At 72.1% G+C, this 20,208-nt stretch carries 17 protein-coding genes, 1 tRNA gene and 2 pseudogenes; 10 read left to right on the top strand and 10 right to left on the bottom strand.

Features of this window, described 5'->3' with window-relative positions; all coding sequences use genetic code 11:
* Together IE251_RS41135 and IE251_RS41140 are read left to right on the top strand one after the other, a co-directional pair.
* Window positions 1–433, top strand: a pseudogene (locus IE251_RS41135) (hypothetical protein); the annotation flags it as partial.
* On the top strand, window positions 370–858 hold the full coding sequence (locus tag IE251_RS41140) for a tyrosine-type recombinase/integrase (RefSeq protein ID WP_229896896.1): 489 nt from the start codon (window positions 370–372) through the stop codon (window positions 856–858). The pseudogene IE251_RS41135 and the gene IE251_RS41140, both read left to right, overlap by 64 nt.
* Before the next feature lie 110 nt (window positions 859–968).
* On the opposite strand, the gene IE251_RS22055 is transcribed toward IE251_RS41140, so the two are convergent.
* Both IE251_RS22055 and IE251_RS22060 read right to left on the bottom strand, forming a co-directional pair.
* Window positions 969–1,042: transfer RNA gene (locus IE251_RS22055), tRNA-Pro, on the bottom strand.
* 45 nt (window positions 1,043–1,087) lie between these two features.
* Entirely contained in the window at window positions 1,088–2,518 is a 1,431-nt protein-coding gene (locus IE251_RS22060; protein ID WP_189754725.1) for an MFS transporter, read from the bottom strand.
* Window positions 2,519–2,755: 237 nt separating this feature from the next.
* Here IE251_RS22060 and IE251_RS22065 point away from each other — a divergent pair, with 237 nt between their 5' ends.
* The 4 genes from IE251_RS22065 (at window position 2,756) to IE251_RS22080 (ending at window position 6,123) form a co-directional block, all read left to right on the top strand.
* Window positions 2,756–3,334: a TetR/AcrR family transcriptional regulator gene (locus IE251_RS22065; protein WP_189754726.1), complete on the top strand. Its 579-nt coding sequence runs from the start codon at window positions 2,756–2,758 to the stop codon at window positions 3,332–3,334.
* Between the two features lie 90 nt (window positions 3,335–3,424).
* Entirely contained in the window at window positions 3,425–3,769 is a 345-nt protein-coding gene (locus IE251_RS22070) for a cupin domain-containing protein (RefSeq protein ID WP_189754727.1), read from the top strand.
* 113 nt (window positions 3,770–3,882) lie between these two features.
* Window positions 3,883–5,034 carry a Gfo/Idh/MocA family protein gene (locus IE251_RS22075; RefSeq protein ID WP_189754728.1) on the top strand — a complete coding sequence of 384 codons (1,152 nt, stop codon included), beginning with the start codon at window positions 3,883–3,885 and terminating at the stop codon, window positions 5,032–5,034.
* An 84-nt stretch (window positions 5,035–5,118) separates the two neighbouring features.
* Window positions 5,119–6,123 (top strand): Gfo/Idh/MocA family protein, encoded by a 1,005-nt coding sequence (locus tag IE251_RS22080; RefSeq protein WP_189754729.1) that lies wholly within the window; start codon window positions 5,119–5,121, stop codon window positions 6,121–6,123.
* Window positions 6,124–6,193: 70 nt separating this feature from the next.
* On the opposite strand, the gene IE251_RS22085 is transcribed toward IE251_RS22080, so the two are convergent.
* Both IE251_RS22085 and IE251_RS22090 read right to left on the bottom strand, forming a co-directional pair.
* On the bottom strand, window positions 6,194–6,415 hold the full coding sequence (locus IE251_RS22085; protein ID WP_189754730.1) for a hypothetical protein: 222 nt from the start codon (window positions 6,413–6,415) through the stop codon (window positions 6,194–6,196).
* 124 nt (window positions 6,416–6,539) lie between these two features.
* Entirely contained in the window at window positions 6,540–7,442 is a 903-nt protein-coding gene (locus tag IE251_RS22090) for a sugar phosphate isomerase/epimerase family protein (protein WP_189754731.1), read from the bottom strand.
* Between the two features lie 222 nt (window positions 7,443–7,664).
* On the opposite strand from IE251_RS22090, the gene IE251_RS22095 reads away from it, so the two are divergent.
* Window positions 7,665–9,020 (top strand): cellulase family glycosylhydrolase, encoded by a 1,356-nt coding sequence (locus IE251_RS22095; RefSeq protein ID WP_189754842.1) that lies wholly within the window; start codon window positions 7,665–7,667, stop codon window positions 9,018–9,020.
* Window positions 9,021–9,108: 88 nt separating this feature from the next.
* Here IE251_RS22095 and IE251_RS22100 read toward each other — a convergent pair whose 3' ends face one another.
* The 4 genes from IE251_RS22100 to IE251_RS22115 are packed head-to-tail and all read right to left on the bottom strand — an operon-like array spanning window position 9,109 to window position 14,564.
* A complete protein-coding gene (locus IE251_RS22100; RefSeq protein WP_189754732.1) occupies window positions 9,109–11,502 on the bottom strand; it encodes a beta-xylosidase/alpha-l-arabinosidase in 2,394 nt (797 codons plus the stop codon).
* Window positions 11,499–12,317, bottom strand: coding sequence for a carbohydrate ABC transporter permease (locus IE251_RS22105; protein WP_189754733.1), 819 nt, complete (start codon window positions 12,315–12,317; stop codon window positions 11,499–11,501). Before IE251_RS22105 ends, IE251_RS22100 begins: the two co-directional genes overlap by 4 nt.
* Window positions 12,314–13,270 (bottom strand): carbohydrate ABC transporter permease, encoded by a 957-nt coding sequence (locus IE251_RS22110; protein ID WP_189754734.1) that lies wholly within the window; start codon window positions 13,268–13,270, stop codon window positions 12,314–12,316. Before IE251_RS22110 ends, IE251_RS22105 begins: the two co-directional genes overlap by 4 nt.
* Window positions 13,271–13,277: 7 nt before the next feature.
* Complete coding sequence (locus IE251_RS22115; RefSeq protein WP_373302036.1) at window positions 13,278–14,564, bottom strand: ABC transporter substrate-binding protein; 1,287 nt, start codon at window positions 14,562–14,564, stop codon at window positions 13,278–13,280.
* A 154-nt stretch (window positions 14,565–14,718) separates the two neighbouring features.
* On the opposite strand from IE251_RS22115, the gene IE251_RS22120 reads away from it, so the two are divergent.
* Window positions 14,719–15,741, top strand: coding sequence for a LacI family DNA-binding transcriptional regulator (locus tag IE251_RS22120; protein ID WP_030791502.1), 1,023 nt, complete (start codon window positions 14,719–14,721; stop codon window positions 15,739–15,741).
* 232 nt (window positions 15,742–15,973) lie between these two features.
* Here IE251_RS22120 and IE251_RS22125 read toward each other — a convergent pair whose 3' ends face one another.
* The gene (locus IE251_RS22125; protein ID WP_189754736.1) at window positions 15,974–17,059 is read right to left on the bottom strand and encodes an endo-1,4-beta-xylanase; all 1,086 of its coding nucleotides are present in this window, start codon (window positions 17,057–17,059) and stop codon (window positions 15,974–15,976) included.
* A 380-nt stretch (window positions 17,060–17,439) separates the two neighbouring features.
* On the opposite strand from IE251_RS22125, the gene xynA reads away from it, so the two are divergent.
* Together xynA and IE251_RS22135 are read left to right on the top strand one after the other, a co-directional pair.
* On the top strand, window positions 17,440–18,135 hold the full coding sequence (gene xynA / locus IE251_RS22130; protein WP_189754737.1) for an endo-1,4-beta-xylanase XynA: 696 nt from the start codon (window positions 17,440–17,442) through the stop codon (window positions 18,133–18,135).
* A 147-nt stretch (window positions 18,136–18,282) separates the two neighbouring features.
* A pseudogene (locus IE251_RS22135) lies at window positions 18,283–18,963 on the top strand (polysaccharide deacetylase family protein); the annotation flags it as partial.
* A gap of 161 nt (window positions 18,964–19,124) precedes the next feature.
* Here the strand turns inward: IE251_RS22135 and IE251_RS22140 are convergent.
* The gene (locus tag IE251_RS22140) at window positions 19,125–20,102 is read right to left on the bottom strand and encodes a helix-turn-helix transcriptional regulator (protein ID WP_189754739.1); all 978 of its coding nucleotides are present in this window, start codon (window positions 20,100–20,102) and stop codon (window positions 19,125–19,127) included.
* Between the last annotated feature and the right edge of the window lie 106 nt (window positions 20,103–20,208).

The raw sequence follows: 20,208 nt of genomic DNA on the forward strand, positions 1-20,208 counted from the left end.
GCGACTGATCACCAACGGTGTCGTCGACCGGACCGTGCAGAACTGGATCGCCGACGAGCACAGCCGCTCAACGGTCAAGAACACCATCGCCGTCCTGGTCCGCGTCATGGAACAGGCCGTGCGGGACGGCATCATCAGCGTCAATCCCGCCCGCGTGACCGGCTGGCAGAAGCTCTACAAGCAGGCCGAGGACGAACTCCGTAATCCGCGCGCGCTGGCCCTGCCCGACTGGGACAGCCTCGTCCAGCTGGCCGACGCGCTCATGGCCGTCTCACACGACCAGTACCGGGGGGCGCGTCCGATGGTGTCGTCTTCGCCGCGTGCACCGCCGCCCGGATCGGCGAAGTCTCAGGCTGCCGCGTCCAGGACATCGACACCGACCAGTGGATCTGGACCGTGCGGCGCCAGACCACACCCGCACCCGGCGGCCTGACCGACAAGGGCACCAAAGGCAAGCGGGCCCGCAAGGTCTCCATCATCGAGGAGATCCGTTCCCTCGTCGCCCAGCGCATCCTGTCCGCCGGCCCCGACCCCGACGCCCGCCTGTTCACGGGCCACCGCGGCGGACGCATCTCCACCGCCGTCCTGCGTGATGCGGCCCACTGGGACGACGTGGTCATCAGGCTCGGCTACGAACACCTGCGCCGCCACGACCTCCGGCACACCGGCCTGACCCGGTTCGCCGACGCGGGAGTGCCGGTCCACGTCCTGCGGCGCATCGCCGGGCACGGCTCCCTCATGACCACCCAGCGCCACCTCCACCCCGACGTCCACAAGATCACGGCCGCCGGCGCAGCACTCTCCGCACACCTCAGCGCGGTCCGCGCCCCCGCTCACTCCCCGGCCCGATCGTCATGACCCGCTGACACCGGTCAAGGGAGCCCTGGTCCCCAACTGGTCCCCAGAAACGGCCGAGGGCCGGTTTCGGATTGCTCCGAAACCGGCCCTCGGCCTGCGACTCTCACGAGTCGGGACGACAGGATTTGAACCTGCGACCCCTTGACCCCCAGTCAAGTGCGCTACCAAGCTGCGCCACGTCCCGCCGCGGTCCCACGCGGGGTTTCCCGCGTGATCACGCAGGTCAACATTACCGCACCCGGACGGGTGCCCGTGTCACCCCCGGGGCGGTGGGCGCCTCGGCCGGAGGGCCCTGGCGGCGGGCCGGGACCAGGAGGGCGGCGGCGGCCGCGGCCAGGCAGAGGAGGGTGAGCAGGGCCCAGCCGTGGGTGTAGCCGGAGGCGTACGGCAGGCCCGAGGGCTGGAGGCGGCCGGTGACCAGGACGCTGGTGAGCGCGGCGCCGATGGAGCCGCCGATGGTGCGGATGTTGGCGTTCATACCGGTCGCGGCGCCGGTCTGGGCCGGCGGCACGCTGCCCACGATGAGGTTGGCCATCGAGGCGAAAGCCAGTCCGATGCCGAGGCCGAACAGGGCCGCGACGACACCGATCTGCCACCGGGCGTCATGCCAGAGGGTGAGGAAGCCGCAGGCCAGCGCGCCGAGCGCGGCGCCCGTGGTGAGCAGTGCCTTGGCGCCGACGCGCGGCTCCAGCCGGCCCGACACCACGCCGGAGAGGAACATCGCGACCAGCATCGGCAGCATGAGCAGTCCGGACTCGGTGACGCTGGCGCCGAAGCCGTAGCCGGCCGCGGCCGGTGTCTGGACGAAGCCCGGCAGGAAGGACCAGATGGAGTACATGCCGGCGCCGAACAGCAGGGCGGCTGCGTTGGTCGTCCACACCGCGGGCAGCCGCAGCACCCGCAGGTCGATCAGCGGGGTGCGCGAGCGGGCCTCGGTCGCCAGCCACACCGCGAACAGCACGACGGCGGCGGCGAACAGGCCGAGCACCCTCGGCGAGCCCCAGCCCCACTGCCCGGCCTGGCTCAGCGGCAGCAGCAGCGCGACCAGCCAGCCGGAGAGCAGCACGGCGCCGGTCCAGCCGACCTTGCCCGCGGTCCGTTCGGGCGACTCGGGGATGTAGCGCAGGGCGATCAGGACCGTCGCGGCGACGATCGCCACCGGGATCCAGAACAGCCAGCGGTAGTCGAGCGCGGACACGATCGGTCCGGCGGCCACCATGCCGACGCCGCCGCCGGCCGCGATCACGGCGGAGAGGTTGCTGATGCTGCCGCTGACCTCGGCCGGGGCGAACTCGTCCCGGATGATGCCGAAGGACAGCGGGAACAGGGCGCCTCCGACGCCCTGGACGACCCGGGCGACGATCAGTACGCCGATGTTCGGGGCCAGAGCGGCGACCAGGCAGCCCGCGAGGACGGCCAGCAGGACGGCGACGAGGGTCCGTTTCCGGCCGGCCAGGTCGCCGACCCGGCCGAGGATCGGGGTGAAGACCGAGGCGGACAGCAGATACGCCGTCATCACCCACGTCGCGGTGGACGGGGAGGCGTGCAGGGCGTGCTGGACGGTCGGCAGGGCCGGCGCGATCAGCGACTGGAGCATGGAGAAGACGCCGGCTCCGGTCGCGAGGACCGCGAAGGTGAGCCGGGCGGAGGCGCGGGGCATGGAGAAGCCTCTCCGTAATCGAGGAAGGATCAGGGAAGCGGATCAGGGCAGCCCGGGGGTCGGGTGTCTCTGGTGCGGGGGCGCGGTCGTACGGGTCCCGCCCCGGTCGCGGGGGCGGCACGCGCGGGCCGCGTCCGGCCATGGCGGAGCCACCCCGCACTGATAAAGTGGAGGTGCCCCTCCACTCTAGCGGAGGTAACCCTCCGCTTCAATCCGCACCCCCTCCGGGAGGCAGCAGTGACGGCCACGCCGTTCCCCGTCAGCGAGATCGTCGCGGCCCGCCGGCCGCACCGTAAGGACGCCGCCCGCAACTACGACGCCCTGCTCGACGCGGCCCGCGAGGCGTTCGCCGAGCACGGGGCCGACGCCTCCCTGGAGGACATCGCGCGCCGCGCCGGTGTCGGCATCGGGACCCTGTACCGGAACTTCCCGACCCGCCGCGACCTGTTCGAGACGGTCTACGCCGACGAGGTCTCCGCCCTGTGCGCGGCCGCCCTGGAGCTGGCGGACCGGGAGCCGTGGGAGGCGCTGACGGCGTGGCTGGACCGGTTCGCCGGTTACATGGTCACCAAGCGCGCGGTGCGCGAGGCGCTGAACGGCGAGTCGGACATCTTCCAGACCTGCCGCGAGTCCATGTACGCGGCCGGCGGCCCGCTGCTGGAGCGCGCCCAGCGCGTCGGCGCGGCGCGGACGGACATGGACTTCGGGGACCTGCTGCGGCTGGTCGCCGGGATCACGGCGACGAACTTCGAGGACGACGCCCAGCGCGACCGGGTGCTCGCCATCGCGCTGGACGGCGTGCGCGCCGGCCGCTGACCAGGGGCGACGAAGTGTCCCGTGACCGGGCCCGATGCCCCACACCCTGTCCACGGCACCGCGCCGCGCCCGCCGACTAGGGTCACCCGCATGACGCACAGCTTCGCGCTCCACATCCCCGACGCCGACCTCGAACCCGAGCCCCTGGACCCGGCGCAGATCGTCTCCGGGCGCCCGGAGGTGACCGGGAAGGTGGTCTGGGAGTCGCCGGACGGGCGGCAGATCCGGGGGATCTGGCAGATCACCCCGGGCGTGGTCACGGACACGGAGGCCGACGAGCTGTTCGTGGTGATCAGCGGCTCGGCCACGATCGAGGTCGAGGACGGTCCGACGCTGCGGGTGGGGCCCGGCGACATGGCGGTGCTGCGGGCGGGCGACCGTACGCGGTGGACGGTGCACGAGACGCTGCGCAAGGCGTACGCCATCAACCTCTGAGGCTCCGAGGGAGCGTCGGGAGGGTTGACACGCCTCCATGTCCGGACAAAGGTGGCCCGGAGCCGGGACGGACCGGTCCGGGCGCCGGTCCCACGCTTCTGGGAGAGGCTGTCATGGTGGATGCGCTGGGTGTCGCCGTCATCGGGTTCGGCTGGATGGGCCGTGTGCACACCCGGGCGTACGCGCGACTCCCGCACCACTATCCGGACCTCCCGCTGCGGCCCCGGCTGGTCACGGTCGCCGAGGAGGTGCCGGGACGGGCCGAGGAGGCCGCCGAGCGGTTCGGGTTCGTCTCCGCGACCCGCGACTGGCGCGAGGTGGCCGCCGACCCGCGCGTCCAGGCCGTCAGCGTCACCGCGCCGAACTTCCTGCACCGGGAGATCGGCGTGACGCTGGCCGGGGCCGGCAAGCACCTGTGGATCGAGAAGCCGGTGGGGCTGACCGCCGCCGACGCGCGCGCGGTCGCCGACGCGGTCGCGCGGGCCGGTGTGCAGGGCACGGTCGGCTTCAACTACCGCAACGCGCCCGCCGTGGAGGCCGCGCGCGAGCTGATCGCCTCCGGCGGGATCGGCACGGTCGCGCATGTGCGCGTCCGCCTGTTCAGCGACTACGCGGCGGACCCGGACACCGCTCTGACCTGGCGCTACGAGCGGCGGCGCGGGGGCAGCGGGGTGCTCGGCGACCTGGCCTCGCACGGTGTGGACCTGGCCCGCTTCCTGTGCGGGGAGATCGCCTCCCTCGCCGCGGACACCGCGGTCTTCGTCCCGGAGCGCTCCCGGCCGGGCGGTGCGACGGCCGGCCACGCCCTGGCCCCGGGCGGCGAGCCGGGCCCGGTGGAGAACGAGGACTACGTCGGCTGTCTGCTCCGTTTCACCTCCGGCGCCCGTGGGGTCCTCGAGGCCTGCCGGGTCTCCGTCGGCGAGCAGAACGCCTACGGCTTCGAGGTGCACGGCAGCCGCGGGGCGGTGTTCTGGGACTTCCGGAGGATGAACGAGCTGGGCGTGTGCCGCGGCACCGGCTACCGGGACCAGCCCGTGGCCACGGTCCACGTCGGCCCGGGCGCCGGCGAGTTCGCCGCGTTCCAGCCGGGCGCGGCCAACGCGATGGGCTACGACGACCTGAAGGTGATCGAGGCCTGCCGCTTCGTACGGTCCGTCGCCGAGGGCACGCCGTACGGCACCACCCTCGCGGACGCGGTGCACAGCGCGCGTGCGCTCGACGCGATGGAGCGGTCCGCGCGGACCGGCGGCTGGGTCAGCCCGTAGGGGGCTGGGGAGGTGTTCCCGGGTTTCGGCGGCTCTCCGCCGATGGTGTGCGGTGCGGGGTTTGTACGGACAAGAATGGGACGCATGCGTATCGGAATCCTCGGTCTCGGCCGGATCGGCTCCTTTCACGCCGAGACCCTCTTCGGGCTCGACGCCGTCGAATCGCTCGTCGTCACCGACCCGTTCGCGGCCGCGGCCGAGCGGGCCGCGGAGCGGTTCGGCGCCGAGGTGGCCCCGTCGCCGCGGGCACTGCTGGCGTCCGGGGTGGACGGCATCGTGGTGGCCGCGGCCACCGACGCCCACCCCGCGCTGATCCGGGCCGGTGTCGAGGCCGGTGTCCCCGTCTTCTGCGAGAAGCCCGTCGCCCGGACGATGCGCGAGGGCGTCGAGGTCCTGGACGTCGTGCGGGGCGGGGGCGTGCCGGTCCAGATCGGCTACCACCGGCGCTTCGACGCGGGGTTCGCCGCCGCCCGGGCCGCCGTACGGGCCGGTGAGCTGGGCGCGCTGCACACCGTGCGGTCCACGACGCTGGATCCGGAGCCGCCGCCGGCCGCGTACATCGCCGCGTCCGGCGGCATCTTCCGGGACTGTTCCGTGCACGACTTCGACAGCATCCGCTGGGTGACGGGCCGTGAGGTGAGGGAGGTGTACGCGGTGGGCGGCAATCGCGGTGCCGGCCACATCGCGGCGGCGGGCGACGCCGACACCGTCGGCGCGCTGCTCACCCTGGACGACGGCACGGTCGCGATGGTGTCCAACTCCCGGCACAACCGCCGGGGTTACGACGTGCGCATGGAACTGCACGGCTTCGCCGACTCGCTCGCGGTGGGCCTGGACGACCGGCTTCCGCTGCGCTCGGCCGAGCCCGGCGCGGGTTTCCCCTCGGGCACGCCGCACGCCTTCTTCATGGACCGGTTCGCCGCCGCCTACCGCGCCGAACTCGCCGCGTTCACCGAGGTCGTGGCCGGCACCCGGCCCTCCCCCTGCAGCGTGGAGGACGCCTTGGAGGCGGGCTGGATCGCCGAGGCGTGCACCCTGTCGCTGCGCGAGCACCGGCCGGTGACGCTCGCGGAGGTGCGGTCGGCCTGAGCGGCGCGGGGACGGTGCGAAAGCCGCGGCCGGCGGGCCGGTACGCGGCGCCGCCGTCCCCGCGCCCGGGTCAGCCGCAGTACCGGATCAGCCACTCGTCCGGGTGGTAGGTGTCCCGCGCCGGGTCCGGCCGGGTGGCCGGCTTCGTCTCGACCGTGTCCTGAAGGCGTATCCGCTCGGGCAGGCGGCCGAAGCGCTGCCGCCGGGCGACGGCCGCGTCGGCCGCGTCGGCGGTGTCAGCGGTGTCGGTGTCGTCGCGGGGCGTGTCGTGGGTGTGCGTGCGGTGTGTCATGTCGTCCTCCCGTCCACGCGGGCGTTCCCCGTTGTCGGTGGAACGCCCGGGTGCCCCGGTTGGTTCCCGGCCGCGCCGTGGCCGAATCCGTCAGGAGGGCGCAGGATCCGGCGCGCACGCCCGCTCAGGCACCGCAGGAGCGCAGGAAGCGCCGGGTGCGGACGGCGATCGGCAGCGGCCGGTCCGGCTCGCACGGGTACATGTCCTGCTCGACGATCGCGAACAGGTCCACGCCCAGCCCCTGGGCCGCCCGCAGCACCGGCGCCAGGTCCGGCACGCCGGAGGGCGGTTCGCACATCACCCCGCGCCGCACGGCGGGCCCGAACGGCAGCCCTTGGGCGACGACTTCGGCGAGGACGTCCGGGTCGACCTGCTTGAGGTGCAGATAGCCGATGCGCTCGCCGTAGGTCTCGATCAGCTTGACGCTGTCGCCGCCGCAGTAGGCGTAGTGCCCGGTGTCCAGGCAGAGGCTCACCAGCCGGCTGTCGGTGGCGTCCAGGAAGCGGGTGACATGGGCCTCGGTGTCGAGGTGGGTGTCGGCGTGCGGGTGGACGACGATGTCCAGGCCGTAGGTCTCCCGGACCTGGTGGCCGAGCCGTTCCATGCCCCGGCTCAGGTGGGTCCACTGCTCGGGGGTCAGCTCGGGCGGCTCCAGGATCTCGGCGGTCTTGTCGTCGCGCCAGAAGGAGGGGATCACCACCAGGTGCCGGGCGCCCATGGCCCGGGTGAGCGCGGCGACCCGGCCGACGTGGGCCCAGGTCTCCTCCCAGACGGCCGGTCCTCGGTGCAGGGCGGTGAAGACCGTGCCCGCCGAGACCTTCAGGTTCCGCCGGGCCAGTTCACCGGCGAGCCGGGCCGGGTCGGTGGGGAGGTAGCCGTAGGGGCCGAGTTCGATCCAGTCGTAGCCCGCCTCGGACACCTCGTCGAGGAAGCGGTGCCAGGGGATCTGGTGCGGGTCGTCGGGGAACCAGACGCCCCAGGAGTCGGGGGCGGAGCCGACCCGGATGCGGTCGAGGGTCTGGGCCATGTCAGGGGTTCCTCTCCGGGGCGGTCGTCGCGGGCGGGCCCGCCGTCCATCCTTTGTCAGGACATCATTTCACGAACGTGTCCGCGCGCAACGGGGATGTGTGCTCCCTGGTGCTGGTCTTTCCCGTGTGTGCCTGGTAGCACAGGAGTGTTCGAAGTGCCCGCGGAGTCAAGGAAGTTGCTGCCGGTCCCACCGCCCCGGAGGTTTCCCGTGCTGCGAGCGATGCTGACGGCGGCCGCGGCCGTCGCCGCGCTGCTGTCCCCCGCCACCGCCCACGCCGGGGAGGGCGGGCCGGGCATTCCCCCGCTCACCGACGGGCAGGGGCGGGTGCTCAGCCTGCGCGGCTGGAACATCGAGGACAAGACGCACCGGGGCGAGCAGGCCCTGAGCGCGATCACCGAACGCCATCTGCGCGATCTGCGTGCCCAGGGCTTCGACTTCGCCCGGCTGCTGGTCTTCTGGGACGATCTGGAGCCCCGGCCCGGGCAGTACAGCGAGGGGTACCTGCGCAAGGTCGAGCGTGTCCTGGACTGGGCCGAGCGCCAGGACGTGCGGGTCGTCCTCGACGCCCACCAGGACGTCTTCGGGCCCGCCTTCGGCCACCGGGGTATCCCCGAGTGGGCGACCAGGACCGACGGGCTGCCGTTCACCCCGCACCCGGACGACTGGTTCGCCGAGTACTTCGAGCCCGCCGTGCAGCGCGCCTTCACCCATCTCTACGAGGACGACGACCTCAGGAGCGCCCAGGCCCGGATGTGGCGCACGCTCGCTTCCCGCTTCGCCGGCCATCCGGCCGTGCTGGGTTACGACCTGATCAACGAGCCCATGGGCGAGCCGCGGCCCGGGGAGGACCTGCCGGCGGCGGCGCGCCGTATCGAACGCGAACAGCTCACCCCGATGTACAACCGGCTGGCCGACGCCGTCCGCCCGGCCGACCGGGACGCCTGGCTGTTCGTCGAGCCGACCCCGGTCGTCGGGGAGGGCGTGCCCACGGGCCTCGGCCGCGTCCGTGATCCCCGGGTGGTGTACGCGCCGCACTTCTACGACACCGCGATGGAGGCGGGCGCCGACTACGACCCGGGGGCCGGCTGGATCGAGGCGTACGAGCGGGCCGTCACCGCGTACCCGAGGCGGTACCGGGTCCCGGTGGTGGTCGGCGAGTGGGGCCCGCCGGACAGCTCGCTGCCGCGGATGAACCGCTTCTACCGGGACGCCATGGTCTCGCTCGGGCGCTACGCCTCCGGCTGGGCGGGCTATGTGTGGTGTTACGGCGGCGGGTACTGCGCGCTCGACGGCACGGGCGCGTTCCGCGTCAACAAGGAGCTGACCGTGGAGCCGTACGCCGAGGCCGTCGCGGGTACGGTGCGCTCCGCCGCCTACGACGCCGGGGCGGGCGTCTACCGGCTGGTCTACCGGGCGGCGCCGCACGGCTCCCGGCTGAGCGTGCTGTCCGTGCCGCCGGGTGCCTGGCGGATCACGGCCGAGGGCGGGGCGGACGTCGTACGGCGGACGGCCGGGCGGGCGTGGGTCCGGGCGGCCCCGGGCGCGCTGGTGACCGTGACGGTGACGCGCGGGTGAGTCCCGGGTGGGTACGGGCCTCGACGCGGGACCGGGCACGGCGCCGGCGTGCGGCCGGCCACGGGTGGGGCCGGCCGCGCGCGGCGGGTCAGGCGGCGGGGTCCGCCGGCCGTACCGTCTCCTGCTCGAACCGCGCGTGGAACCGGCGGGTGTGGTCCACGTGGCGTTCCGGGCCGGTCAGGGTCACCGTCGCGATCAGCCGGGCGTCCGTGCTGGACGCCGCCAGACGCAGCTGCAACTCGCCGGGTTCGACCACCCGGCGGCCGTCGCGGCCGGTGAAGGAGGCCAGGTCGGCGGGCACGGTGACCCGTACCCGGCGGGCCTCGCCCGCGGCGAGCCGTACCCGGGTGTAGCCGATGAGGCGCTGCACCGGCTGGACGACGGAGGCCACGGGGTCGTGCAGATACAGCTGGACCACCTCGGTGCCGGCCCGCTCCCCCGTGTTGCGCACGGTGAACGCGAGGGAGAACTCGCCGCCGGTGTCCGCCTCCGCCCGGCCGACGGCCAGCTCGCCCCAGTCGAAGGACGTGTAGGACAGCCCGTGCCCGAACGCGAAGGCCGCGCTGGGGTCGATGCTGGAGACGTCGCTGGCCTGGGCGAGCCGTGCGCCGAGGTAGGTGGCGGGCTGGCCGCCGGTGTCGCGGGGCACGCTGACCGGCAGCCGTCCGGACGGGTTGGTCCGGCCGCTGAGCACGCCGGCGATGGCGCCGGTGCCCTCCACCCCGGGGAAGAAGGACTGCACGATGGCCGCTGCCTCGTCCACGGCCCGGCCCAGGGCGTAGGGCCGGCCCGCCAGGAGGACCGTCACCACGGGCGTACCGGTGTCGAGCAGCGCGTCGAGCAGCCGCTGCTGGGCGCCGGGCAGGGCCAGGGACTCCGCGTCGCAGCCCTCGCCGCTGGTGCCCCGGCCGAACAGGCCCGCGCGGTCTCCGAGGGCCACCACGACGACGTCGGCCTGGCGTGCGGTGTCGACGGCCTCGGCGATGCCGAAGATGTCGCCGTCGTCCACGCCGGTGCCCTGGACGACGGTGAGTTCCGTGTCGGGGAACTCCCGCCGCAGGGCGTCCTCGAGGGTGGGCAGGTCGATGCCGGCCGGGGTTCCCGGGTGGTGCACGCCGACGTGCTGGGGGAAGGAGTAGCAGCCCAGCACGGCCGTGCCGACGGTGGCGTTGGGGCCGATCAGGGCGATGCGGCCGGGCCGGGCGAGGGGCAGGGTGCCGTCGTTGGTCAGCAGGACGACGGCTTCCTCCGCGATGGTCCGGGCCAGTTCCCGGTTCTCCGCGGTGTCCAGGTCGACGGTGCCGCGCAGGGCGCCGGGGTCGTCCAGGTCGGCTCCGCGCAGCGTGGCCGGGACCGGGTCCCAGCCGGCGTCGAGCAGGCCGAGCCGGGCCTTCTGGGTGAGCACCCGGCGCAGGGCGCGGTCGATGAGCTCCTCCGGCACCCGGCCCGCGGCGAGGGCCTCGGCGAGGGGCGCGCCGAAGGTCTTGACGGTGGGCAGCTCCACGTCGACGCCCGCGCGCAGGGCCGCTGCCGCGGCCTCGGCCCAGTCCCCGGCGATCCCGTGCAGGGTCTTGAGGAAGGCGATGCCGAAGTAGTCGGCGACGACCGTGCCCTTGAAGCCCCAGGTGTCGCGCAGCAGTCCGGTGAGGAGGTCCTCATCGGCCGCCGAGGGGACGCCGTCGGTGTCGGTGTAGGCGTGCATGACGGAGTCGGCTCCGCCCTCGACGATGGCCATCTCGAACGGCGGCAGCAGGACGTCGGCCCGTTCGCGCGGGCCCATGCCGACGGGTGCGAGGTTGCGGCCGGCGCGGGAGGCCGAGTAGCCGGCGAAGTGCTTCAGGGTGGCGACGACACCGGCCGAGCCCAGCCCCTGGACGTAGGCGGTGCCGATGCTGCCGACCAGGTAGGGGTCCTCGCCGATGGTCTCCTCGACCCGGCCCCAGCGGGCGTCGCGCACCACGTCCAGGACGGGCGCGAGGCCCTGGTGGACGCCGACGGAGCGCATGTCACGGCCGATGGCGGCGGCCATCCGGCGGATCAGGTCGGGGTCGAAGGTGGCGCCCCAGGACAGCGGGACGGGGTAGGCGGTGGCGCCCCAGGTGGCGAATCCGGCCAGGCACTCCTCGTGGGCGAGGGCCGGGATGCCGAAGCGGTTGGCGGCGGTGATCCGGCTCTGGGTGCGCAGCAGGGACAGCGCGCCGAGCGCGGGGTCGACCGGTGCCGTGCCGAACGGGCGGGTCAACTGGCCCAGTCCGGCGGGCAGCAGGGCGTCGAGGTCGACGGCCTCCTCCATGTCGTGCTGGTGCGGGGCGACTTCACCTCCCTCGTCGGACGCGCCGACCCATACGCCGTACAGCTGGGCGGTCTTCTCCTCCAGGGTCATCGCGTCGATCAGCGCGGAGACGCGGGTGCCGATGTCCTGGGTCGGGTCGTTCCAGAGGGGGACTTCGGGGGTGGTCTCTACGGCCACGTTGGCGGTCACTTTCCTCCCATGCCCATCAGGCCCTGGACCAGGGCGCGGCGGGCGAACAGGTAGACGAGCAGGACGGGCACCATGGACAGCGTCACGGCTCCCAGCAGACCGGGGATGTCGATCCCGTGGGCGGTCTGGAAGTTGTACAGACCCAGGGTGATCAGCTTGGTGTCCTCGGACTGGGTCAGGACCAGCGGGAACAGGAAGCCGTTCCATGCCTGGAGCGCGGAGAACACCACGATCGTGGACAGTCCGCCGCGCGAGAGCGGCACGACGAGCTGGAAGAACATCCGCCTCGGGCTCGCCCCGTCCATCGTCATGGCCTCGAACAGCTCCGGGGAGATGTCCCGCATGGCCCCGCTGAGGATCAGCGCCGACATCGGCAGGCAGAACGCCGCGGTGGGCAGGATGACGCCCAGCAGGTTGTCGTACAGCCCGGCCTCGCTGATCAGGTAGAACATCGGCACGATCACGGCCTGGGCCGGAATGGCGAGGCCCAGCAGGAACAGCCGGAAGATCTGCGAGGTGACCCGGGAGCGGCTGCGGACGATCGCGTAGGCCAGCGGCGGTACGAGCAGCAGCACCACACCGACGACGCAGACGGTGACGATGATGGTGTTGAGGAAGTACCGGCCGAAGCCGGCGTCGAACGCCCCGGTGTAGTTGTCCAGGGTGAACTCGCTGGGGAAGGACACGGGGCCCTTCTTGGCGTAGTCCTGCCGGGTGCGCAGGGTCGCGGCGAGCATCACGTACAGCGGCAGGCCGACCACGACGAGCCAGACGATCGAGCCGGCTCCGGCGAGGTAGTTGGGGCGGCGCCTCATGACACCCCCTCCATGTCGCTGCGCATCTTGTCGTAGCCGGAGACGCGGACCACGATCAACGAGACGATGGTGGCGGCGACGACCAGGCACAGGGCGATGGCCGCGCCGGCTCCGAAGTCGAAGCTCTTGAAGGCCTTTTGGTACATGTAGTAGGCGCTGATGGTGGTGTCGGTGCCCGGTCCGCCCTGGGTGAGGATCAGCACGGTCTCGAAGGTGGTGAGGCCGCCGACGATCATCAGGATCATCGAGGTGACGATCGAGTTGCGCAGCTGCGGCAGGGTGATGTGGAAGAACTGGCGGAAGCGGCCGGCGCCGTCGATCTCCGCCGCCTGGTACAGCACCGGCGGGATGGCCCGGGCGGCGCCCTGGTAGATGAGGGTGTGGAACGGGGTGTACTGCCAGGTGCTGACGAAGGCGAGGACACCGATGGCGGTGGACTGCTCGCCGAACAGGTTGCCGTCGCCGAACAGCCAGGTCATCCGCGCGGGGATGCCGAAGTTCGGGTCGAGCAGCGCCCGCCAGAGCACCGACACGGCGGTGGCGGACAGCAGCAGCGGGATGAAGTAGACCGCCGACAGGACGGCCCGGTTGCGCTGGTGTCCGGCGGCCCAGACGCCGAGCACGATGCTCAGCGGGGTCTGGAGGACCACGCCGAGGGCGGTGAGCAGCAGGGTCAGCCAGATGCTGCGGATCATGACCGGGTCGTCGAGGATCCGCTTCCAGTTGTCGGTGCCGACGAACTCGGGTGATCCCAGGCCATTCCAGCTCATGAAGGACAGCACCGCGACCATGATCAGTGGTGCGATGGCGAAGAGGGTGAAGAACAGGGTGGCCGGCAGCGCCCAGAGGAAACCGGGGCGGGTGCCGCGGGCGGCGTAGGAGTCGTCCGGCCGCCGCCGGGCCTTACGGGTGGCCTCGGCGGTGGGCGGGGCGCTCGTGAGCTGTGTGGTCATGAGCGGTTCATTCGGTCGGAAGGGCCTGCATGGCCTTGATGAAGCCGTCCTCGTCGAGCTGTCCGTTGAGGAACTGCTGAACGGCCTGGTGCATGGAGGTGGCGGCGGTCTGCGGGTAGGCCTGGTCCCAGGACAGCTGGAAGGTCTTGGCCTTGGCCACCAGGTCGTACTGGAAGCGGGAGTACTCGGGGCTCGCCGACTTGTCCAGGAACTGCGGGGTGGTCGTGGTGGTGGGCAGGTTGCCGATGGACAGCTGGGCCTTGACGAACTCGTCGGAGTACATCAGCTTCAGGAACTCGGCGACGGCCTCGGGGTGCTTGGTCTTCTTCATCACCGAGTAGAAGTTGTTGGTGTTGCCGACGACGTCGGAGGGGTCGCCCTTGCCGCCGGGGACGGTCGGGAACGGGCCGTAGCCCAGGCCCTTGGCGGCGAAGTCCTTGGCGTCCGTCTGCTGCTGCGAGTAGTACCAGGAGCCCATCAGCTCGAAGCCGGCCTTGCCCTGGGCCACCAGGGCGGGCGAGGAGCCGTTGGTGTACTTCACCGAGTCGTAGTTCTTGCCGAACGCGCCCGCGTCGACCAGTTCCTTGAGCATGCCGAGCGCCTTCTTGCTGTCCGCGCTCGCCCAGGCGTCCTTGTCACCCTTGAGGGCCTTCTCGAACAGCCCCGGGCCGGCGACCCGGTCGTAGACGTACTCGAACCACATCAGCGTCGGCCACTGGTCGCCACCGCCGAGGGCGATGGGGGTGACGCCCGAGGACTTCAGCTTCCTCACGGCGTCGAGCAGTTCGTCCCAGGTCTGGGGCTGCTTCACCCCCGCCTTGTCGAGCACGTTCTTGTTGCTGAACAGCAGCACCGGCTGGGTGCCGCGCATGGGGATGCCGTACGGCTTCCCGTCCACGACGGAGCTGTTGTAGACGGTGGGCAGGAACTTGTTGTCGAGGTTGGGGTCCTTCTTGATGAAGTCGTCCAGCGGCATCAGCAGCCCCGCCTTGACGAAGGGCTTGATGCTGCCGCCACCCCAGTGGAAGAAGATGTCCGGCGCCTGGGGGGTGCTGATGATGGTCTGCAGCTTCTGCTGGTAGTCGGCACCGGGAATGGTGTCGAGGACCGCCTTGACCTTCGAGGTCTTGTTGAAGGTGTCGACGATCTGCTTCTCGATCTTGTTGCCGGAGTCGCCGTAGACAAGCACATGGATCTTGCCGTCGTTGGAGGAACCGCCGCCGCTGCCGCTGCCGCACGCGGCGAGGGTCGCCGCCAGGGCGAGGGTCGCGCCGCCTGCGACCACTCTGGACATCCGTGTACGCATGGGTCATCCGCCTTCCGAAAGTTTCGGTATAAGAGCCGAAAGTCCTGCGGCTGGACAGTAGGAGGCGAGAGAAGAAATGGTCAACGGTCGTGCACGTACGCGGCCAAACCGTTACCCGGCGTCCGTGCCCTATGCTGCGACCATGCGCGAAGAAGCCCAGGTCGGTCGGAGAGTCACCCTGGCAGCCGTGGCCAGAGAGGCCGGCGTCTCGCTTCCGACAGTTTCGAAAGTGCTCAACGGTCGTTCGGATGTGTCCCCGGCGACCCGGGCCAAGGTGGAGCGCCTGCTGGAGGCGCACGGCTACCGCCGGCGGACGGCGGGGGCGTCGCAGGCGCCGCTCATCGAGATCGTCTTCCACGAGCTGGAGAGCGTGTGGGCGATGGAGCTCATCCGCGGGGTGGAGAACGTCGCCAAGCAGAACGACGCGACGGTGGCGCTCACCGAGAGCGGGACCCGGCAGGCGCCCGGCCCGGAGTGGATCGGGGGTGTCCTGCGCCGCCGCCCGCTGGGCGTGCTGCTGGTCTTCTCGACGGTGCCGGAGGACGTGAAGCGCCAACTGCGGTCACGGGCCATCCCGTTCGTCATCGTGGACCCGGCGGGCGACCCGGACCCCGACGTGCCGTCCGTCGGCTCGGCCAACTGGGCCGGGGGCATGGCCGCGACGCGTCACCTGACCGACCAGGGTCATGAGCGGGTCGCCATCATCACCGGTCCCGAGGACCTGATGTGCTCGCTGGCCCGGCTGGACGGATACCGCTCGGCGATGGCGATGGCGGGGCACGAACCGGATCCGGCGCTGGTGCGGTTCGGCGACTTCCACGTCCAGGGCGGTTTCGAACACGCCATGGACCTGCTGCGGCGCCCCGACCGGCCGACGGCGATCTTCGCCGGCAGCGACCTCCAGGCCCTCGGCGTGCTGGAGGCGGCCCGGGTCCTGGGGCTGAGCGTCCCCGGGCAGCTGTCGGTGGTGGGCTACGACGATGTGCCCCCGGCCCGCTGGTCGAGCCCGCCCCTGACCACGGTCCAGCAGCCGCTCCAGCGCATGGCCGAGGAAGCGGCGCGCATGCTGCTGCGGCCCAAGGACGCCAGAAAGTCGGCCCTGCGCATCGAACTGGCCACCCACCTGGTGATACGCCAGAGCACGGCTCCGCCCGGGGGGAGGTGAGGGGTGGCGGTGCGGCGGCCGGGGGCCTGAGCCGGGCGAGGCGGCGCGCGACCCGCCGCCTCCGGTGGCGCGCACGACGGCCCGGGTGCGCGCACGACGGCCCGGGTGCGCGCACGACGGCCCGGGTGCGATCTGTACCGGTCATTCCATAACCGGTGGTCACGAGTGCCCACCGGGGCCGGTGGTCGCCGGCCCCGGTGGGTTCGGTCCCGTCAGCGGGCGGTGCGCTCCCTCACTCCGCGGCCCGCGGCCGTGCGCGGCCCGTCAGTTCGGCCTGGAGGGTGCGGTACGCGGGCTTGGCGCGGTAGTTCTCGTCGAACAGGTTGGCCGCGCCCTCGCCGGGGAACGTGTCGGGCACCCAGGAGTACTTGTCGGTGAAGCCCCAGACGGTGAACGAGATGCAGTGCCGGGCGCGCAGACAGGCGTCGAGCAGGCGCCGGTAGCCCTCGGCCTGGGTGGCCAGCTTGGTGTCGTCGGCCGGCATCTCCATGCGGACGTCCGCCTCCGTCACGGCGGTCGCCAGGCCGAGCTTGTCGAAGCGGGCGAAGTTGGCCGCCATGTCGGTGGGCAGGCCGTACTGGATGCCGAGGTGCCCCTGGAAGCCGACGCCGTCGATGGGCACGCCCTCGGCCCGCAGACGGCTCACCAGGTCGTACACGGCGTCGCTCTTCGGGCCCGTCCACTCGGTGTTGTAGTCGTTGTAGAACAGCAGGGCGTGCGGGTCGGCCTCGTGGGCCCAGCGGAAGGCGTCGGCGATGTAGCCGGGCCCGAGCTTGCGCAGCCAGATGCTGTCGCGCAGGGTGCCGTCCTCGTTGAACGCCTCGTTCACCACGTCCCATTGCCAGGCCCGGCCCTTGAAGTGCCGGACGGTGTCGGTGATGTGGCGGTGCAGGATCTCCCGCAGCTGGTCGGCGGTGAAGTCGCCGGAGGTCAGCCAGGACGGCAACTGGCTGTGCCAGACCAGGACGTGGCCGCGCACCTTCTGACCGTGCCGCTGCGCGAAGTCGACGAGCCGGTCGGCGGCGGCGTAGTCGTACTCACCCTGGCGGGGTTCGATCGCCTCCCACTTCATCACGTTCTCCGCGGTGACGGTGGAGAACTCGGAGCCCGCGAGCCGGCGGTAGGCGGCGTCGTCGGCGAGCGCGGACATGTCGACGGCGGTGCCGATCCGCAGATGGTCGTCGGCGGCGAGCTGCCGCAGCGGACGGTCCGCCGCGGCGGGGCCGCCCGCCGCGCCCGCGGGGCTCGCGGTGGTGAGCGGAAGCAGGGCGAGGCAACAGGCCGCGGCGGCGGCCGCGGTGATGCGGGGCAGGTTCACGAACACTCCTGAGAACAGTCGAAAGTTTCGAATCAGGTGTCGAGCGTTGCGTCACGCTAAACACCCGCTTCTACCCCGTCAACCGTCCGGACAGCCAAAGCCGACCCCCGCCACACCAGCACAGATGAAACTTTCGACGCTATCCCCCCTCTCCGCCCGCCTTGTTTCGATGAAGTTTCGGAAACAGACGGATTGACCGCCGTTTCGGCCCGGCCGCATACTCTCCAGCAATCGAGCCCGCCCCCCGGCAGGAACGGCCCCGTCCTGGCGTATGGCGCGTACATGCCATTCCCCGCCGGCCCTACCACCCCTGCGCCCGGCACCCGCACGGCCGTGCCCGCCCCGGGCTTGGTGCTCATCCACCCCCACCAGGAGGAAGCATGGACATGGACAAGGCCCTCTCCCGCCCGATGAGCCGCAGGGGTTTCATCGGCCGCGCCGGCGCCCTCGCGGCGGCCACCACCGCCTCCGGGCTGCTGCTGCCCGGCACCGCCGACGCCGCCACCGTCATCACCACCAACCAGACCGGCACCAACAACGGCTTCTACTACTCGTTCTGGACCGACGGCGGCGGCGCGGTCTCGATGACCCTCAACTCCGGCGGCAACTACAGCACTTCGTGGACGAACTGCGGCAACTTCGTCGCGGGCAAGGGCTGGAGCACCGGCGGACGCAGGACCGTGAACTACTCGGGCAGCTTCAGCCCGTCCGGCAACGGCTACCTGGCCCTGTACGGATGGACGTCGAACCCGCTGGTGGAGTACTACATCGTCGACAACTGGGGCACCTACCGGCCCACCGGCACGTACAAGGGCACGGTCACCAGCGACGGCGGGACGTACGACATCTACCAGACGACGCGGTACAACGCCCCCTCCGTGGAAGGCACCAAGACCTTCAACCAGTACTGGAGCGTCCGGCAGTCCAAGCGGACCGGCGGCACCATCACCACCGGCAACCACTTCGACGCCTGGTCCCGCGTCGGCATGCCCATGGGCAGCTTCAAGTACTACATGATCCTCGCCACCGAGGGCTACCAGAGCAGCGGCTACTCCAACATCACGGTGAGCGGCTGAGCGGCCCGACGGCCGACCGGCCGGCCGCCTGACCGGCTCACCGGTTGACCGATCGAGCGGCCGGCCGGCCTCCCTTCCCCTCCCCCCTCCCCTCCGTCCGCTCATCCCCGCCCGCGGTCCCGCACGACCCGAGGAGGACCCACCCGCATGCGCGCCGCACCCCGCTCCCTGCTGACCGCACTGGCCGTCGCCGTGACGGCCGTGGCCGGCACCGTCACCGCCGCCGCCCAGGCCACTCCGGCGCAGGCCGCCGCCTGCAACGGCTACGTCGGACTCACCTTCGACGACGGCCCGTCCAACGACCACACCCCGGCTCTGCTCAACGCGCTCAGGCAGAACGGCCTGCGGGCCACGATGTTCAACGAGGGCCAGTTCGCCGCCGCCTACCCGGCCCAGGTGCGGGCCGAGGTGAGCGCCGGCATGTGGGTCGGCAACCACAGCTACACCCACCCGCACCTGGCCCAGCTCGGCCAGGCCCAGATCGACTCCGAGATCTCCCGCACCCAGCAGGCGATCGCGGCGGCCGGCGGCGGCACACCGCAGCTGTTCCGCCCGCCGTACGGGGAGACCAACGCCACCGTCCAGGCGGTGGAGGCCAAGTACGGCCTGCGGCAGATCATCTGGGACGTCGACTCGCAGGACTGGAACGGCGCGAGCACCGACGCGATCGTGCAGGCCGTCTCCCGGCTGGGCAACGGCCAGATCATCCTGATGCACGAGTGGCCGGCCAACACCCTCGCCGCCATCCCGCGCATCGCCCAGACCCTGGCGAGCAAGGGCCTGTGCGCCGGCCGTATCTCCCCCCAGACGGGCCGCGCCGTGGCCCCCTGACCGAAAGGGATCGGAAAACCCGAAAGGGACATACGTCCCGACGACCCGACACACCTCAGGGGTGGCCCCGGACGCCTCCGGGACCACCCCGCACCGCACGGCGGCCGGCGCCGGTCCCGTCCCGCTGTCCGGGGTGTCCGCCCGCGACGCCGCCGGTTTCAGTCCACCAGGCCGAGTCGGGCCGCGGTCACTCCCGCCTCGAAGCGGCTGGAGGTGCCGAGTTTCGCCATGATCTGGTGCATCACGCGGCGCAGGGTGCGGTCCGAGCAGTCCAGCCGCCGGGCGATGGTGTCGTCCTTGGCGCCGGTGGCCAGCAGCGCCAGCACCTCGCGTTCCAGCACGGACAGTTCGGGCCCGGAACGATCCGATCCGGGGCGATCCGGCCCGGAACCATCCGGCCCGGGGCGATCCGTCCCGGCGGGCCGTTCGGTGTGGGGCCGGGCCAGGTCCCAGGCGTGGAGGAAGACCCGGGCGAAGCACTGCGCCACGGGCCCGCTGTGCAGGATGACGTCACCGCCCTCGCCCCGCGGACCGGCCCCCACCCCGATCACGACGACCGCGCGGTCCATGATGTTCATGTGCAGCGGCACCGTCGCCGCGACCCGCACCTCGACCCCGGCCCCGGCCAGCGCGGCCAGATAGCGGGCCGGCGCGGGCGAGCGCAGCGCCTGCTGAGAGGTCAGCAGGCGCATACGGATGCCGTCGGCCGCCATCTCCAGGTCCCGCGCGAGGCTGGCGTCCAGGACCCGTGCCCCGGGGAAGGTGTTGCGCATCGCCAGAAACTCCTCCCGGCTCAGCGCGTCGAGTTCCTCCAGCCGCTGCCGGGTGCGCTCGCGGTCGGTGAAGAACTCCGTCTCCACGGTCTCCCGGGTGCCGGGCCGCGGGACCGTCAGCAGGGACAGTACGTCGTCCAGGGCCCGGGCGTCCCGGGCGAGTCCGTCGACCGTCTCCCGCAGGCGGCGCCGGTGCTCGGAGACGACGTGCCGCAGGGCGCGCTCCGGGGGGCTGAGCCGCTCCCCGCTCGGGTCCAGGAGCCGCCGCTCCGCCAGCCACCGGGTCACCTCGGCGGGCAGTCCGCGCAGTTCCTCCCGCTCGGTGGCATGCCGCGCGTCCGATGTCCCGATCCGTTCCCTCATGGCCAGATAGGCCTCCTTCGCCTCGGAGTCCGTCGGCCGCCGACCCCGCGAAGGGTTCTCCCGCGCACGCATGCGCGCACGATACGGGCGGCTCGCACCGGAGACC

The sequence above is a fragment of the Streptomyces eurythermus genome (assembly GCF_014649115.1).
GTDB classification, from domain to species: Bacteria; Actinomycetota; Actinomycetes; order Streptomycetales; family Streptomycetaceae; genus Streptomyces; species Streptomyces eurythermus.

Coding starts and splice junctions, on each gene's coding strand:
- IE251_RS22085 (WP_189754730.1), bottom strand. CDS start 6,415: ATGACACACCGCACGCACACCCACGACACGCCCCGCGACGACACCGAC.
- IE251_RS22060 (WP_189754725.1), bottom strand. CDS start 2,518: ATGCCCCGCGCCTCCGCCCGGCTCACCTTCGCGGTCCTCGCGACCGGA.
- IE251_RS22090 (WP_189754731.1), bottom strand. CDS start 7,442: ATGGCCCAGACCCTCGACCGCATCCGGGTCGGCTCCGCCCCCGACTCC.
- IE251_RS22080 (WP_189754729.1), top strand. CDS start 5,119: ATGCGTATCGGAATCCTCGGTCTCGGCCGGATCGGCTCCTTTCACGCC.
- IE251_RS22110 (WP_189754734.1), bottom strand. CDS start 13,270: ATGACCACACAGCTCACGAGCGCCCCGCCCACCGCCGAGGCCACCCGT.
- IE251_RS22105 (WP_189754733.1), bottom strand. CDS start 12,317: ATGAGGCGCCGCCCCAACTACCTCGCCGGAGCCGGCTCGATCGTCTGG.
- IE251_RS22095 (WP_189754842.1), top strand. CDS start 7,665: ATGCTGACGGCGGCCGCGGCCGTCGCCGCGCTGCTGTCCCCCGCCACC.
- xynA (WP_189754737.1), top strand. CDS start 17,440: ATGGACATGGACAAGGCCCTCTCCCGCCCGATGAGCCGCAGGGGTTTC.
- IE251_RS22120 (WP_030791502.1), top strand. CDS start 14,719: ATGCGCGAAGAAGCCCAGGTCGGTCGGAGAGTCACCCTGGCAGCCGTG.
- IE251_RS22075 (WP_189754728.1), top strand. CDS start 3,883: ATGGTGGATGCGCTGGGTGTCGCCGTCATCGGGTTCGGCTGGATGGGC.
- IE251_RS22115 (WP_373302036.1), bottom strand. CDS start 14,564: ATGTCCAGAGTGGTCGCAGGCGGCGCGACCCTCGCCCTGGCGGCGACC.
- IE251_RS22070 (WP_189754727.1), top strand. CDS start 3,425: ATGACGCACAGCTTCGCGCTCCACATCCCCGACGCCGACCTCGAACCC.
- IE251_RS22140 (WP_189754739.1), bottom strand. CDS start 20,102: ATGAGGGAACGGATCGGGACATCGGACGCGCGGCATGCCACCGAGCGG.